The 14,138-nt window shown below is 60.4% G+C and carries 14 protein-coding genes; 8 read left to right on the forward strand and 6 right to left on the reverse strand.

The annotated features are described in order from the left end of the window. The first annotated feature begins 148 nt into the window (after positions 1-148). The 3 genes from LOY31_RS24930 (at position 149) to LOY31_RS24940 (ending at position 2,048) form a co-directional block, all read left to right on the forward strand. A complete protein-coding gene (locus LOY31_RS24930) occupies positions 149-1,117 on the forward strand; it encodes a polyprenyl synthetase family protein (protein WP_007950962.1) in 969 nt (322 codons plus the stop codon). 124 nt (positions 1,118-1,241) lie between these two features. Continuing rightward, entirely contained in the window at positions 1,242-1,583 is a 342-nt protein-coding gene (locus LOY31_RS24935) for a zinc ribbon domain-containing protein YjdM (RefSeq protein WP_007950963.1), read from the forward strand. Positions 1,584-1,790: 207 nt separating this feature from the next. Further along, positions 1,791-2,048, forward strand: a complete 258-nt coding sequence (locus LOY31_RS24940) for a hypothetical protein (RefSeq protein WP_007950964.1) — start codon at positions 1,791-1,793, stop codon at positions 2,046-2,048. 49 nt (positions 2,049-2,097) lie between these two features. Here LOY31_RS24940 and LOY31_RS24945 read toward each other — a convergent pair whose 3' ends face one another. From LOY31_RS24945 to LOY31_RS24955, 3 genes are all read right to left on the reverse strand, one after another. Next, positions 2,098-2,715: an FKBP-type peptidyl-prolyl cis-trans isomerase gene (locus LOY31_RS24945; RefSeq protein ID WP_007950965.1), complete on the reverse strand. Its 618-nt coding sequence runs from the start codon at positions 2,713-2,715 to the stop codon at positions 2,098-2,100. Between the two features lie 126 nt (positions 2,716-2,841). After that, a complete protein-coding gene (locus tag LOY31_RS24950) occupies positions 2,842-3,147 on the reverse strand; it encodes a DUF6482 family protein (protein WP_258712330.1) in 306 nt (101 codons plus the stop codon). A gap of 135 nt (positions 3,148-3,282) precedes the next feature. Beyond that, positions 3,283-3,771 carry a TIGR00645 family protein gene (locus tag LOY31_RS24955; RefSeq protein ID WP_007950967.1) on the reverse strand — a complete coding sequence of 163 codons (489 nt, stop codon included), beginning with the start codon at positions 3,769-3,771 and terminating at the stop codon, positions 3,283-3,285. A 162-nt stretch (positions 3,772-3,933) separates the two neighbouring features. On the opposite strand from LOY31_RS24955, the gene LOY31_RS24960 reads away from it, so the two are divergent. Further along, positions 3,934-5,763 carry a hypothetical protein gene (locus tag LOY31_RS24960; protein ID WP_258712331.1) on the forward strand — a complete coding sequence of 610 codons (1,830 nt, stop codon included), beginning with the start codon at positions 3,934-3,936 and terminating at the stop codon, positions 5,761-5,763. Between the two features lie 27 nt (positions 5,764-5,790). Here the strand turns inward: LOY31_RS24960 and LOY31_RS24965 are convergent, their stop codons facing one another. Both LOY31_RS24965 and LOY31_RS24970 read right to left on the reverse strand, forming a co-directional pair. Beyond that, positions 5,791-6,120 (reverse strand): hypothetical protein, encoded by a 330-nt coding sequence (locus LOY31_RS24965; protein ID WP_007950969.1) that lies wholly within the window; start codon positions 6,118-6,120, stop codon positions 5,791-5,793. 313 nt (positions 6,121-6,433) lie between these two features. Beyond that, positions 6,434-8,872, reverse strand: coding sequence for a Lon protease family protein (locus LOY31_RS24970; RefSeq protein ID WP_085608705.1), 2,439 nt, complete (start codon positions 8,870-8,872; stop codon positions 6,434-6,436). 300 nt (positions 8,873-9,172) lie between these two features. Between LOY31_RS24970 and LOY31_RS24975 the strand changes: the two genes are divergently transcribed. From LOY31_RS24975 to LOY31_RS24990, 4 genes are all read left to right on the forward strand, one after another. Then, positions 9,173-9,661 carry a DUF3015 domain-containing protein gene (locus LOY31_RS24975; RefSeq protein WP_007950971.1) on the forward strand — a complete coding sequence of 163 codons (489 nt, stop codon included), beginning with the start codon at positions 9,173-9,175 and terminating at the stop codon, positions 9,659-9,661. Between the two features lie 91 nt (positions 9,662-9,752). After that, complete coding sequence (locus LOY31_RS24980) at positions 9,753-11,606, forward strand: DUF4105 domain-containing protein (RefSeq protein WP_258712332.1); 1,854 nt, start codon at positions 9,753-9,755, stop codon at positions 11,604-11,606. A gap of 217 nt (positions 11,607-11,823) precedes the next feature. After that, complete coding sequence (locus tag LOY31_RS24985) at positions 11,824-12,180, forward strand: hypothetical protein (protein ID WP_007950973.1); 357 nt, start codon at positions 11,824-11,826, stop codon at positions 12,178-12,180. 70 nt (positions 12,181-12,250) lie between these two features. After that, positions 12,251-12,745, forward strand: coding sequence for a GreA/GreB family elongation factor (locus tag LOY31_RS24990; RefSeq protein ID WP_007950974.1), 495 nt, complete (start codon positions 12,251-12,253; stop codon positions 12,743-12,745). Here the strand turns inward: LOY31_RS24990 and gdhA are convergent. After that, a complete protein-coding gene (gene gdhA, locus LOY31_RS24995) occupies positions 12,742-14,079 on the reverse strand; it encodes an NADP-specific glutamate dehydrogenase (RefSeq protein ID WP_221534806.1) in 1,338 nt (445 codons plus the stop codon). The genes LOY31_RS24990 and gdhA overlap by 4 nt on opposite strands. Positions 14,080-14,138 lie beyond the last annotated feature (59 nt).

Genomic DNA, 14,138 nt, shown 5'->3' on the forward strand with positions numbered 1-14,138 from the left:
TGCGTAAGGCAGGTGCTGCCCAGGAAGTTCAGGGTGCGCGATTGTACGCAAGCCTTCGAAGTCATGCAAGGGGCCGTCCATCGCGCCTTGACAGGCCCGGACGTGGGTCCTAGCATGCCGCGCAACCCTTCTGGAGCACCTGTCGCTGATGCAACCCCAAGCTTTCTACCGCGCGGTGGCGGACGATTTTAGCGCCGTCGACGGCATCATCAAGAAGCAGCTGACTTCCCGAGTGCCGCTGGTATCGAAAATCGGCGATTACATCACGTCGGCCGGCGGCAAACGCCTGCGCCCTTTATTGGTGCTGCTGTGTGGCAAGGCCCTGGGTCGCGAAGGCGACGACATGCGCCTGCTGGCCGCCACCATCGAATTCCTGCACACCGCGACCCTGCTGCATGACGACGTGGTCGACATGTCCGGCATGCGCCGTGGCCGTTCGACCGCCAACGCCATGTGGGGCAACGCCCCGAGCGTACTGGTCGGCGACTTTCTGTACTCGCGCTCGTTCGAGATGATGGTCGAACTGGGCTCGATGCCGGTAATGAAGATCCTGTCCCAGGCCACGCGCATCATCGCCGAAGGCGAAGTGCTGCAACTGTCCAAGGTTCGCGACGCCAGCACCACTGAAGAAACCTACATGGAAGTCATCCGCGGCAAGACCGCGATGCTCTTCGAGGCTTCGACCCACAGCGCCGCCGCGCTGGCCGGTGCCACCGCCGAGCAGAGCGAAGCGCTGCGTACCTTCGGTGACCACCTGGGCGTGGCATTCCAGCTGGTAGACGACCTGCTCGACTACAAGGGCGACGCCGAAACCCTGGGCAAGAACGTCGGTGACGATCTGGCCGAAGGCAAGCCGACCCTGCCGCTGATCTACACCATGCGCGAAGGCACGCCAGAGCAAGCTGCACTGGTACGCCAGGCGATTCAGAAAGGCGGGATCGAAGACCTGGAAAGCATCCGCATCGCCGTGGAAGCCTCCGGCTCCCTGGAATACACCGCGCAACTGGCCCGTGACTACGTGGCCCGCGCGATCAAGTGCCTCGACGCGCTGCCGGCCAGCGAATACCGCGATGCACTGGTTGAGCTGAGCGAGTTCGCGGTCGCCCGCACGCACTGATCAACGCCGCATCATAAAAAACCGCAGCCTCCGTCGGAGCCTGCGGTTTTTTGTTGCCTGCCATCAGCGGCTAAAACCCTATACAATGTGCGACTTTTAGCGATCCCCTCTCCAAGGAGCCTTAGTGAGCACGTTGCCACCCTGCCCGAAATGCAATTCCGAATACACCTACGAAGACGGCACCCAACTGGTGTGCCCGGAGTGCGCCCACGAGTGGTCTGCCGGCGGTGAAGCCGAAGTGGCATCCGACGATGCCGTGAAAAAGGATTCGGTCGGTAACGTCCTGCAGGACGGCGACACCATCACCGTGATCAAGGACCTGAAGGTCAAGGGCACCTCGCTGGTGGTCAAGGTCGGCACCAAGGTCAAGAACATCCGCCTGTGCGATGGCGATCACGACATCGACTGCAAGATCGACGGCATCGGCCCGATGAAACTCAAATCCGAGTTCGTCAGAAAAGTCTGATTCTGCTGTCTTCCATCCCGCGCCCGCCGTGGGATGGAGCTTCGCCCTCCCCCGCAATCCCCAGCAAATCCTCGCGATAGCCAAGCGCCAGCCGTTTTGACCTTACGCAATCTTTACCCGCAAAAAATCACAAACCGCCAATAGGCGCTTGCTATTTGACGAATAAGAATTATTCTCATTGAAACCCTTTCAATGGAGATGAGACCCATGACTTATTTGATCGACGCCTGGCTGGATCGCCCGCACCCGTACCTCAGGATCCTGCATCGGGAAACCGGTGAAGTCTGCGCGGTACTGGAAGAAGAAGCCCTGCACGAGTTGCAGGATCAAGGGGATCTGGACGTCAGCGGCCTGAGTTCCAGCGAGCCATTGGTGCTCAAGGAGCTGGTGCGCAATCTGTTCCTGTTCTGCTATGCCCGGGCCTTGCGCCCGACCAGTGAACTGCACAACAAGATCGAAGTATGAAAACGGCGGAGAAACCCTGCACAAGCCACGCTTGTGCAGGGTAACGGGATTACAGAACGTCGAGCAACTCGACGTCGAACACCAGAACGCTGTGCGGCGGGATGCTGCCAACGCCTTGAGCGCCGTAAGCCAGTTCGCTCGGCACGTACAGACGCCATTTGCTGCCGGCATTCATCAGTTGCAGGGCTTCGGTCCAGCCAGCGATAACGCCGCCAACCGGGAATTCAGCCGGCTGACCACGCTCGTAGGAGCTGTCGAACACAGTGCCGTCGATCAGCGTGCCGTGGTAGTGAGTACGCACGGTGTCTTCACGGGACGGCTTGGCGCCTTCACCTTGAGTCAGCACTTCGAACTGCAGGCCGGAAGCCAGGGTGGTGATGCCTTCTTTCTTGGCGTTTTCAGCCAGGAATGCCAGGCCTTCGCCAGCAGCGGCTTCAGCTTTGGCAGCGGCTTCGGCTTGCATGATCTCGCGGATCACCTTGAAGCTGGCGGACATGGCTTCCTGGCTTACACGGCTTTCCTTACCGGCGAATGCGTCGGTCAGACCAGCCAGGATGGCGTCCAGGCTGACACCCGGTGGCGGGTTGTCGCGCAGCTGGTCACCCAGCTGACGGCCGATGCCGTAGCTGACGCGGGTTTCGTCGGTGGACAGATTTACTTCGGACATGACACTGCTCCGCTGTGCGGACGGCCTCAGGACATGCCGTGCGTACACAGCGCGTCCCGGCGCGCCCGGAACCAAAAGGGCGAGCAGACTAGCACAGATGTTCCGGCATTGATCAGGCCCTCGGGCCTACAGCGCGGATCGCCAGGCCAGCGGCACCTTCAGGCTTTCTTCGCCACTGGCGCCAAGACCGCACATTTCATCGTGCACCGAGGTGTGCACCAGGTTGAACGGCAGCACCGGAAAGTTATGCAGCACATCCCGGGCATGCTCGACCGAACGCAGCATCAGCATTTCCCCCTGCGGGTCGCTCAGCGGATACGCCGCACCATGCATGCGGGCTTCAAGCAGGTAGATCCCGCCTTCCATGGAGATCAGGTTCAGTTCGTCGACCTTTCTGGCGACGGCAAACGCATTCAACTCTTGCAGGTTCATGAACGCACCTCACACGGTGGCGAGCCTTGAGACCTACAGGGATATGCCTCGGCCGATCAAAGTACAAGCCACAAACGACACCGCCCGTCTGTTTCGCAACAGACGGGCGGTTTTGTTACAGCAATCGTCAGCTCATCAGTGCTTGGTGAGCTTGTCCAGATAACCCATGGCGAACGCCGAAATCACGAAGGTCATGTGGATGATCACGTACCACATCAGGTGCTCGGGATCGACGTTCTTGGCATCCATGAAGATTCGCAGCAGGTGGATCGAGGAGATCGCCACGATCGACGCCGCCACTTTCATCTTCAGCGACGAGGAGTCCATGGTGCCCAGCCAGCTGAGCTTCTCTTTGCCTTCATCGATGTTCAGCTCGGACACGAAGTTCTCGTAGCCGGAAATCATCACCATCACCAGCAAGCCGCCGACCAGCGCCATGTCGATCAGCGACAGCAGCACAAGAATCAGCTCGGACTCGGCCATGGAGAAGACGTTGGGAATGACATGAAACACTTCCTGGAAGAATTTCAATGCCAGCGCCAGCAGCCCGAGGGACAGCCCGATGTAGATCGGCGCCAGCAGCCAGCGCGTGGCGTACATTGCATTTTCGATAAAGCGTTCCATTGACTCTCACACAAGAAGGGTTGAAATCGGCGGCGAGTATACCAGCCGCCCATGACAGCCAGAAACCGCCCGGAAATCCGCCACCTGCGTGTGTGTGTCAAAGTTTTTCTGCTAGTGTCCAAACCATTGACAGCCCAGCGACAGTGGACAGGACGACTGGAAATGGATGTGCGATTGCCGATAACGACTGCCGGAATTTGCTTCGCCCTGATGCTGGGCGGGTGTTCGCCCGGCGATGAAAAACCCGCCGTCAGTCTCGAAGAAAAGACCGCGCAGTTCGAGCAATCGCTGGACGCCATCACCGACCCGAAACTCAAGGACGCCGTGACCGAACTCGGCGGCTCGCTGCTGTTGCTCGAACGCGCGCAACAGCGACTCGACAACAAACCGTCCCGGACCGAATACGGCGAAGACGCCCTCGGCGTACTCCGGCATTACCCGACACCGCAGGCGCTGGTCGACACCTTCATCAACGGCCTGTTTGTGCTGCACAAGGATTCCAGTTCCGATTACCTCACCGACCTGCAACCGGTGTTCCCTTTCGTGCTCAACATCCCCGGCGGCTTTCTGTTCCCCCATGGCGTGGAATGGCAATCGGTAACCCTGAGCAACAAACGGGTCATCGCCTATCAGCCGGAATGGTCGGAAACCGATCCGGGCATTCAGTTGAGTCCGTCCAGCTCCAACGTCACCAACCCCGATGACCTGACCGTCACCTACCCGTTCATCGAAGGGCTGAATGTCGACAAGAAGAACCTGCCGCGCCCGGTCAGCCTGCAAGGCCAGGTGGAAGTCATCGCCCCGAAACGCCTGCACAGTTTCAATCTGGATAAAAAGGACGTCGGCCAGACCCGCTCCGACGGCAACCTCAGCGTGACCCTGCTGAAACTGGACACGCACTACGCCGAACTCGAGTTCAGCAACCAGTTGCCGCTCGCCCCGGAAGTCGCCAACACCCGGCTCAATCCGTTGATCGTTCAGGCCCGCGACTCGACGGGCCAGTATCTGGTGCGTGCCGGCGCCATCAACGAAAACCCCGAGCAGGTAGCGTTCTATCAAAAGCAGCTGGCGTACCTGCAACAGCAAAAAGCCTGGAGCGAGACGCTGGAAAAAAAGCTGGACGATGAACAACAGGCCTTCGAACAGCAGCACCCGCACCACTACAACAAGGTGTATTTCAACGGCCCGATCGACACCCTTGAAGTCAGCCTGCTGGATTTTTCCGAAGCGACCGTCACTCGCAAGGCCCTGGATCTGCCCGTACGCGAATTCGATCCGCACACCACGGAAAAAACCGTGCAGCCGCTCGACCTGCCGATCACTGTCTACGACGACCAGGCGCCCGACTGGCTCAAGGGCGCATCTCTGACTGAAGAACAGCTGAAAAGCGGCGTTCATATCCGCCAGTCGGTTGAAGAGCCGAGCGCCGCGCGCATCGAGTTCGAGCATCGCAAAACTTTCAACGATGAAATGCTCGGCGACGACTTCAGCCCCGGCGAAAGCCCGGTGACGTTCTTCACTGAAAAGCACAACGGCAAACTCGACGAGCCAATCGAACTGCCGCCCGAGGCGTATCAGGTCGACCCGCTACAGGCGACCATCACCTACGACCTGAACCTGTTCCCGGAAACCCCGGCGATTGCCGTCGGCTCGATGCCGTTGTTCCTGGCCACGGTGGACAAACAGGCTTACGAAGCCAAGGCCCTGCCCAAAGGGCTCGAAATCAGAAACAACGCGCTGGTGGTGGATTTGAAGCGATACCCCGCCAACGAATGGCGATTCTTCGTCAAGGACGACAGCGGTCATTATCTGAAACAGATTCTGTCGGTCAGCCACGACGCAAGCGCTGAAGGACCAGCGTTATTCGGCGTGCATTATTTCTACGGCCGTCCGACGCGCGTGGAAACCTATCAGCGAACCGACCTCGCCACCGTGCAATACGGCTTTGAGGTCAAACTCGACAAGGCGCAGACCCAGGGCGCTGCGCCCTGATCGACGCTAATGGTCGGCGCTGATGATCTAGTGATCGAAAGTGCCGATGCTGCGTCCGCGCCCACCGTTGATCTGCCGCAACTGCGCCTGCAGATGCAACGACCAGATCTGTGGATCATTGGCCAGCTCATAGCCGTGCATCGTCAGGCTTTCAACGATGGTGTCGAGAATCGACTCGGCGGCGATCGGCCCGTGGAACGGGCCCTGGGCCTTGATGGCGGAAGGTTGTTCACCGGCCATGCCGGCGGCGAAGAGCAACGTCCACATGCCGTTATCGCCGGCCAACGGCTTGATGGCGCATTCGATACGGGTCACGAGACCCAGGCATTGACGGGTGAGGCAGAGGTTGCGCGACATGGCGGCGACCCTCGGTAAAGCCGGTGTTCAGCCCTTGCTGAAGAGCTGTTTCGATCCAGTGATACTGTCGATGTCCTTGAGCAGAGAATAGAAGAAAAGTCCGCCGCGCAAGCCGCACAGAACCAGAAGGCGCCGAATGGTCATTGTGTGAATATTGACGCCAGAGTGATGGCACTTTCGATGATTGCACCCGAAATAACTGTGGGAGCGAGCTTGCTCGCGAAAGCGGCGCATCAGGCAACATTTTCGTCGACTGACAGGACGCCTTCGCGAGCAAGCTCGCTCCCACAGGGGCATTACAAGGAGACTGATATCAGGCCGGTTTGGCCTCCGCCAGCGCCTCCTGCGCCAGTTCCTTCTCGGCCTCTTTCAGATCCTCTTCGCTGATCATCTCGGCAATCACTCGCAGGCGCTCCACTACCCGCGCGTTAACGCTGCCTTCCGGAAATTCGCCCTCTTCGTTCGGCTCACCGGCCGGCTCGCCCACCAGCAGGCTCAACGCTTCGTCGGCCTGACGCACCGCGTAAACGTGGAACTGCCCGGCACGCACCGCCGCCAGCACCTTCTCGTCGAGCATCAAGGTGGCGACGTTGGCCTGCGGAATGATCGCGCCCTGCTCGCCCGTCAGCCCGCGTGCTTCGCAGAGACGGAAGAAGCCTTCGATCTTCTCGTTGACCCCGCCCACCGCCTGCACTTCACCGAACTGGTTGATCGAGCCGGTGATCGCGAAGCACTGCTTGAGCGGGGTTTTCGACAACGCCGAAATCAGCGTGCACGCCTCACCCAGCGACGCGCTGTCGCCATCGACGTAGCCGTAGGATTGCTCCAGCGCGATGCTCGCGGAAATCGCCAGCGGGAATTCCTGTGCATAACGGCTGCCCAGATACCCGGTGAGAATCATCACGCCCTTGGAGTGGATCGGCTGGCCGAGGTTGACCTCGCGCTCGATGTCGACGATGCCGCTGCCGCCCGGGTACACCGTGGCGGAAATCCGCGCCGGCACACCGAACGCCGAGTCACCGACTTCGAGCACGGTCAGGCCGTTGCATTTGCCGACCGCCGCGCCGTCGGTGTCGATCAGAATGATCCCCGCCAGCATGTCGTCGAGAATCCGCGCCGACACCCGACCGGTGCGGGTGGCCTTGGCCTTGAGCGCACGCTCGATGTGGCCGGCGTCGGTCATTTCATCGTTGGCCAGATGCCGGATGAAATCCGCCTCGCTGACCAGCTGGAACAGATCGCCGATCCGCGCCGACAAACGCCCCTGGTGTTCAGCCAGACGCGCGCTGTAAGTCGCCAGACGCGCCACCGCGTCGGCGGTCAGCGGCGCCATGCCTTCTTCCGAAGTGCGGGTTTTCAGCAACTGGGCGAACTGCTCCAGGCTTTCGTCGACCATCGGGATGTCTTCGTCGAAGTCCACCAGAACGCGGAACATCTCCTGGAAGTCCGGATCGAGGTCCTGCAGCGTGTAATACAGCTGACGGGCGCCGATGATGATCACTTTGACCTGCAACGGAATGTGCTGCGGATTGAGCGTCACGGTGGCGAAACGGCCCATCTCGCCCAGCGGCGATTCCATCTTCAGCTTGCGCGATTGCAGGGCGCGCTTGAGCGCATCCCACACGAACGGCTCGCCGAGCATTTTTTCTGCTTCAAGGATCAGGAAACCGCCATTGGCGCGGTGCAGTGCACCCGGACGCAACTGGCGGTAGGTGGTGTAGAGCGCGCCCTGATCGGTGGTGTACTCGATACGGCCGAACAGGTTTTCGTAGGTCGGATGCGGCTCGAACACCACCGGTGCACCGCCGCTGGCCGGATGGCCGACCACCAGGCTCGGGGCGTATTGCTCTTCCAGCAGCTTGCGCGCGACAGCGTCGGTCTTGCTGTCATCGACCAGTTGCTCGACCACGGTTTTCAGCAGATAGACCTGCATCGCTTGCAGGTAACCGCAGACGGCGGCGTTTTCCGCGTACTTTTCCGACAGCGGTGCGAGCAAAGGCTGCAAGGCCAGGGTGATGGTTTCTTCGTTGAGCTGACGCAGCTGGTTGCTCGACTCGCGCTTCCATTGCGGCAGGCTGGCGAGTTCTTCGTTCAGGCGTTCTTCGAGGCCGGAAATGTCCTCGTGGAAGCGCTCGCGCTCGGTCTCCGGCAACTGGGCGAATTCGGCTTCGTCCAGCGCCTTGCCTTCGAGCATCGGGGTGAAGGCGATGTTGCTGCTGTCGCGGTACAGGGCGACGTCTTTTTCCAGGGCCAGACGTTCGATGACATCCAGCGCCTTGTCGTAGCGCTGGTTGAAGGCGCGGTCGATGGCGCTCTTCTTCTGCTGGTAGGACGGGTGCTCGAACACCGCTGGAAAGGTCGACAGCAGGTTGTCGATCAGGCCGTTGATGTCGCCGATGAAGGCGGCGGCGCTGCCCGATGGCAGTTCCAGGGCGCGGGGTTCGCGCGGCTCATCGAAATTGTTGACGTAAACCCAGTCCGCCGGGGTCTGCAGGCGTTTGCCTTCGGCCTTCAGGTAGCGTTTGACGAACGAGAAACGGCCGGTGCCGGGCTCGCCCATGACGAATACGTTGTAACCGGGGCGTGGCATGGCCACACCGAACTGCAAGGCTTCGACCGCACGTTCCTGGCCGAGCACACCGCGAAAGGGCTCCAGATCATTGGTGGTAGTGAAGCTGAACTGTTCAGCGGAAAACGGACGGGTCAGCGCTTCGGGCGCTAGACGCAAGCTGGCAGCAACAGGATCAGGCATCGGGCTTCCTTAACAATCAGGCGGGGCAGATAGCGGCATTCTGGCGCTGCCCGAGCCCCACTGGCAAGGCGCGCCATACGACAAAGCATAGACAACCGCCCAACCTTGACGCAGCCCCAGTGAAACCGGGGGTATCGCCAAATCTTTTGTAAAAAATCACGGAACCCCGGGAACGTGCCTAAACTCCAAACTGCGCGGCTGGAACTAATACCGGCCCACTGGCTTCGTTTGGATCTGTTTCTACAGAGCTTGGGGGGCCAGAACCCTGTCCATTGGTATGCACACAAAGAGAACAAAGCTATGAAACGGATTCTTCTCGGTACTCTCTTCACCGCTGTATCCATCAACGCAATGGCGCAAGCTCCAGGCGGCCCGGATTGCGGTTGGGGCAACATGCTGTTCGAAGGTCAGCGTGGCACCCCTGCTCACTTCCTGGCATCCACCACCAACGGCACCTCCGGCAATGCCACATTCGGCATGACGTCCGGCACCAACGGTTGCTCCACCAACGCATCGCTGACCTACGGCGGCAAATCCTGGTTTGCCATGAATGGCATGATGAACGAGCTGTCCGAAGACATGGCAAAGGGCAACGGCGAAGCGCTGACGACCTATGCCGTGGTACTGGGCGTGGCGCCGGAAGACCGTGCGCACTTCGCCGCCGTCACTCACGAGCACTTCCAGCAGATCTTCAGCAAGGCTGACGTGACCGCCGAAGACGTGCATACCAACACCCTGGCCGTCCTGAAGGCAGACCCACGTCTGGCCAAGTACGCGACTCAGGCTTAAGCTCGACCCACCCGCTTCTTTCGGGAAGCGGGTTTTATTTTTTCGACCCGCCCTTCCTGGGCTTTGTTTCTTTCGACTTAAGTTGCCATTTATGCTCAAACGCCTTGCCTGGCTGGCGCTGTGTGTCTGCGCCCCGCTGTCCGCCGCGCCTCACATTGACCCTCAACGTTTGCAGCAACTGGCCAACGACCGCTTCTGGATTTCCCTCGGTCATTACGAAACCGCCAAGCTCGGAGGCTGGCGCAGCTACGTCAGCGACAAAAAATTCTTTCTTGCCGCCAACGGCAACGAACACCCCGACCATGAACTGGCGGCCACCGTGCAAGCGCTGTACGCCCCCGCCAGTCTCGGTGAGCAACACGCCCAGTGCGTCTACCCGGCACGCACCCGCTGGTTGAAGGATCAACTCAACTTGACCGATCTGCCGACACCGGACTGCGCCGAATTCAAGAAGTGGTTCAAGGACGTCTCGCCCCACAGTGCGGTGATGATTTTCCCCGCGGCCTACCTCAACAGCCCGTCGTCGATGTTCGGCCACACCCTGCTGCGCATCGACCAGGCTGACGTACAGAGCGACAAGACTTCGCTGCTCAGTTACGCGATCAACTTCGGCGCCTACATCGAAGGTTCGGACAACAGCATTCTTTACGCCTGGAAAGGCCTGATGGGCGGCTATCCGGGGCTGTTCGCGCTGGTGCCCTATCAGGAAAAACTCTCGGAATACCGCAGTCTGGAAAACCGCGACCTGTGGGAGTACCGGCTCAATCTGACGCAAGCCGAAACCGCGCGGATGGTCGAGCATGTGTGGGAGTTGAAGCAGATCCAGTTCGACTACTTCTTCTTCGATGAAAACTGCTCCTATCGCCTGCTCGAACTGTTGCAGGTGGCGCGCCCGAGCCTGCGCCTGACCGAACAATTCCCGCTGACCGCGATCCCGACCGACACCGTCAAAGCGGTGAAAGCAGCCGGGCTGGTCGAACACATCGAATACCGCCCGTCCCGCGAGCGCGAACTGCTCAGCCGCGCCGAGCCCTTGAGCGGCGAAGAACAGGACTGGGTGCTGAAAGTCAGCGCCGATCAACAGCAATTGCAGGATCCGGTTTTCAAGGCCCTGCCCCGCGACCGGCAAGCGCTGATCATCGACGCCGCGTATCGGCTGGAGCGCTACCGCGCCAACGGCCAGGAACGTGATCCACAGCGAGCGCAGCGCAGTTTCGAATTGCTGCGGGCGATCAACAAGAATCCGGCGCCGGAGCTGCAGATTCCACAACCGGGCCTGCCCGAAGACGGCCATGAATCGCGCACCTGGCAGGCCGGTCTCGGCACGCGCGGTGACCGCGCCTTCGGCGAGTACGGCTTGCGCATGGCCTATCACGACCTCAACGACAACGCCGAGAGTTTCCCCCTCGGCGCACAGATCGAAATCCTGCAAATGAAGCTGCGCCAGTACGAAGGCAATCACTGGCAATTCCAGCAACTGGATCTGGCGACCATCCGCTCGCTGACGCCGCGCAATGCGCTGTTGCAGCCGCTGTCGTGGCAAGTCACCGGTGGTCTTGAACGTGTACCGGGCAAGCATGATGACGAGACGTTGGTCAGCCACGTCAACGGTGGCGGAGGCGGCACCTGGGCGCTGGGTGACGATGTGCTGGGTTTTGCCCTCGGTACGGTGCGCGTTGAACACAACAATGATTTCGCCGAGTTCGTTTCACCCGCCGGCGGTTTCAATACCGGCGTGTTGTGGAAAAACCCGCTGGGCAATCTCAGCCTGGAGGCCAAAGGCGATTACTTCTTCAATGGTGAAGTGCGCCGTAGCCTGAGTCTGAATCAGCAGTGGGAATTGTCGCGCAACCTTGGCCTGCGCCTGAGCGCCCAGCGCGAGTTCAGCCATCTGGCCACGCCGGAAACCGAAGTGATGCTGGAAGTGAAGTGGTATCACTACTGATCCCGAACATTTCCCTGAACCTGTGGGAGCGGGCTTGCCCGCGATAGCGAATGATCAGTCAACAGAGATGTTGAGTCTGATGGCCTCATCGCGGGCAAGCCCGCTCCCACAGGGATCTCCACTGGTTAACGAATTACTTACAGGCCTTTCACCAAAGCCCGACGAATCATCTTCTAGACTTTCCCCATAAGCCGGAAAACCGGCCCGGGAGAGTGTGATGTGGCGGTGTGCGGTTTTTGCGGGCGTGTTGCTGTTGCTGGGTGGCTGTCAGAGCACCCACGAAGATCTGATTGCCAAGGGTTATCCACCGGCGTTCGCCGACGGGTTCGATGACGGTTGCATCAGCGGTCGGCAGGCGGCCGGTTCGATCAGCGGCGAGTTTCGCAAGAACGTGCCGCGCTATCTCAAGGACAAGCAATACGCCGAAGGCTGGAGCGACGGCTTCCGCCAGTGTCAGGCGATGCTGGAAAACAAGGATCGCGAACAGTATCGCAACGAGCACTGGGACGAGCGCGAGCGCGCCTGGCAGCAGGAAAAGGATCAGGGCGCAGCGCGGGCTTATCGTTCGCAGTAGGTCGTTTCCAGACATCCAGCGAAACCTTTTGCCTGCGACCATGGCCCAACGGTTGTAACAGGAGCCCATCATGAGTCGCGCCTTCGTCAACGAAGACAACGCCGCTGCGCAAGCCGATCAGCCGGTCGAACGGCAGGTCAGCACACAGCCCAATTACGTCACGCCGCAAGGCCTTGCCCAGTTGCAGGCGAAAGTCGCCGAACTGCAAACCCTGCACGCCGAACAGTCCGCCAAGGGCGAACAGGCCGACAAGCAGCGGCTGGCCGATCTCGAACGGGATTTGCGTTATTTCAATCAACGGGTCGGCAGCGCTCAAGTAGCCCCGGCCCCGACGTCGAACGACAAGGTGCAGATCGGCAGTTGGGTGACCTACGCCGACGAACACGACACCGAGCGCCGGGTGCAACTGGTCGGCGAGGATCAGGCCGATGCGGCCAACGGTCTGATCAACTGGGCCTCACCGCTGGGCCGTGCGCTGCTTGGCGCGCGGCTCAACGATGAAGTGCTGTGGCAGCGTCCGGCCGGCGATCAACTGATCGAAGTGATCCGCATCGAGCGTTCTTAAACTACGCCTTGCGCCAGCATCGCGTCGGCGACTTTGACGAAGCCGGCGATGTTCGCGCCTTTGACGTAGTTGATCCGGCCGTTTTCCTCACCGTAATGCACGCAGGCGTGGTGAATCGACTGCATGATCCCGTGCAGCTTGCTGTCCACCTCGCCGCCCGTCCACAGCAGGCGCATGGCGTTCTGCGACATCTCCAGACCGCTGACCGCCACGCCGCCGGCATTCGAGGCCTTGCCCGGCGCGAACAGAATGCCGGCCTCGATAAAGATATCCACAGCATTGAGGGTGGTCGGCATGTTGGCGCCTTCTGCTACGCAGAAGCAGCCGTTGCGCAGCAAGGTGCGGGCGGATTCGGCGTCGAGTTCGTTCTGGGTGGCGCAAGGCAACGCGATATCGCACGGCAACGACCATGGCAGTTGACCGGCGCGGAACTCCAGGCCGAAGGCGGAAGCCAATTCGCTGATCCGTCCGCGCTTGACGTTCTTCAGTTCCAGCAGCGCCAGCCACTGTTCTTCGCTCAGGCCCGCCTCGCAATACAGCGTGCCTTCGGAGTCAGACAGGGAAATTACCTTGCCGCCCAGATCCATCACTTTGCGAGCCGCGTATTGCGCAACGTTGCCGGAACCGGAGATCGCCACGCGTTTGCCTTCGACGCTCTGCTCGCGGCGCTTGAGCATTTCCTCGGCGAAATACACACAACCGAAACCGGTGGCTTCCGGACGGATCAGGCTGCCGCCGTAGGTCATGCCCTTGCCGGTCAGCACGCTGGTGAACTGGTTGCTCAGGCGTTTGTATTGGCCGAACAGGAATCCGATCTCCCGTGCGCCGACACCGATATCCCCGGCCGGCACGTCCACGTCGGCACCGATGTGGCGGTACAGCTCGCTCATGAACGCCTGGCAGAAACGCATGACTTCGGCGTCGCTCTTGCCCTTCGGATCGAAGTCCGAACCGCCCTTGCCGCCGCCCATGGGCAACGAGGTCAGGGAGTTCTTGAAGGTCTGTTCGAAGGCGAGGAATTTCAGCACACCCATGTTCACCGAAGGGTGGAAGCGCAAGCCGCCCTTGTACGGGCCGATGGCGCTGTTCATCTGGATGCGGAAACCGCGATTGACCTGGACCTTGCCCTGATCGTCGACCCACGACACACGGAACACCACCGCCCGCTCCGGCTCGCAAATGCGCTCCAGAATCCCGGAGGTCAGATAGTGCGGATTGGCTTCGAGAAACGGCCACAGGCTGCGCAGGACTTCTTCGACGGCCTGGTGGAATTCGGGTTGATCCGGATCGCGCTTTTTCAGACGCGCGAGGAAGGATTCGACGGATTCGATCATGGGAAAAGTCTCGGCAAATTTGTTGTCGTTGGAGGAGATTGAGCCGGACTGTAACAAAC

This window comes from Pseudomonas sp. B21-021 (assembly GCF_024749205.1).
Lineage (GTDB): Bacteria > Pseudomonadota > Gammaproteobacteria > Pseudomonadales > Pseudomonadaceae > Aquipseudomonas > Aquipseudomonas paraglycinae.

Excerpts from the sequence above, each read along its gene's own strand:
- LOY31_RS24970 (WP_085608705.1), bottom strand. The coding sequence starts at position 8,872 with ATGCCTGATCCTGTTGCTGCCAGCTTGCGTCTAGCGCCCGAAGCGCTG.
- LOY31_RS24930 (WP_007950962.1), top strand. The coding sequence starts at position 149 with ATGCAACCCCAAGCTTTCTACCGCGCGGTGGCGGACGATTTTAGCGCC.
- LOY31_RS24985 (WP_007950973.1), top strand. The coding sequence starts at position 11,824 with ATGTGGCGGTGTGCGGTTTTTGCGGGCGTGTTGCTGTTGCTGGGTGGC.
- LOY31_RS24960 (WP_258712331.1), top strand. The coding sequence starts at position 3,934 with ATGGATGTGCGATTGCCGATAACGACTGCCGGAATTTGCTTCGCCCTG.
- LOY31_RS24945 (WP_007950965.1), bottom strand. The coding sequence starts at position 2,715 with ATGTCCGAAGTAAATCTGTCCACCGACGAAACCCGCGTCAGCTACGGC.
- LOY31_RS24975 (WP_007950971.1), top strand. The coding sequence starts at position 9,173 with ATGAAACGGATTCTTCTCGGTACTCTCTTCACCGCTGTATCCATCAAC.
- LOY31_RS24990 (WP_007950974.1), top strand. The coding sequence starts at position 12,251 with ATGAGTCGCGCCTTCGTCAACGAAGACAACGCCGCTGCGCAAGCCGAT.
- LOY31_RS24980 (WP_258712332.1), top strand. The coding sequence starts at position 9,753 with ATGCTCAAACGCCTTGCCTGGCTGGCGCTGTGTGTCTGCGCCCCGCTG.
- LOY31_RS24950 (WP_258712330.1), bottom strand. The coding sequence starts at position 3,147 with ATGAACCTGCAAGAGTTGAATGCGTTTGCCGTCGCCAGAAAGGTCGAC.
- LOY31_RS24940 (WP_007950964.1), top strand. The coding sequence starts at position 1,791 with ATGACTTATTTGATCGACGCCTGGCTGGATCGCCCGCACCCGTACCTC.
- gdhA (WP_221534806.1), bottom strand. The coding sequence starts at position 14,079 with ATGATCGAATCCGTCGAATCCTTCCTCGCGCGTCTGAAAAAGCGCGAT.
- LOY31_RS24965 (WP_007950969.1), bottom strand. The coding sequence starts at position 6,120 with ATGTCGCGCAACCTCTGCCTCACCCGTCAATGCCTGGGTCTCGTGACC.
- LOY31_RS24955 (WP_007950967.1), bottom strand. The coding sequence starts at position 3,771 with ATGGAACGCTTTATCGAAAATGCAATGTACGCCACGCGCTGGCTGCTG.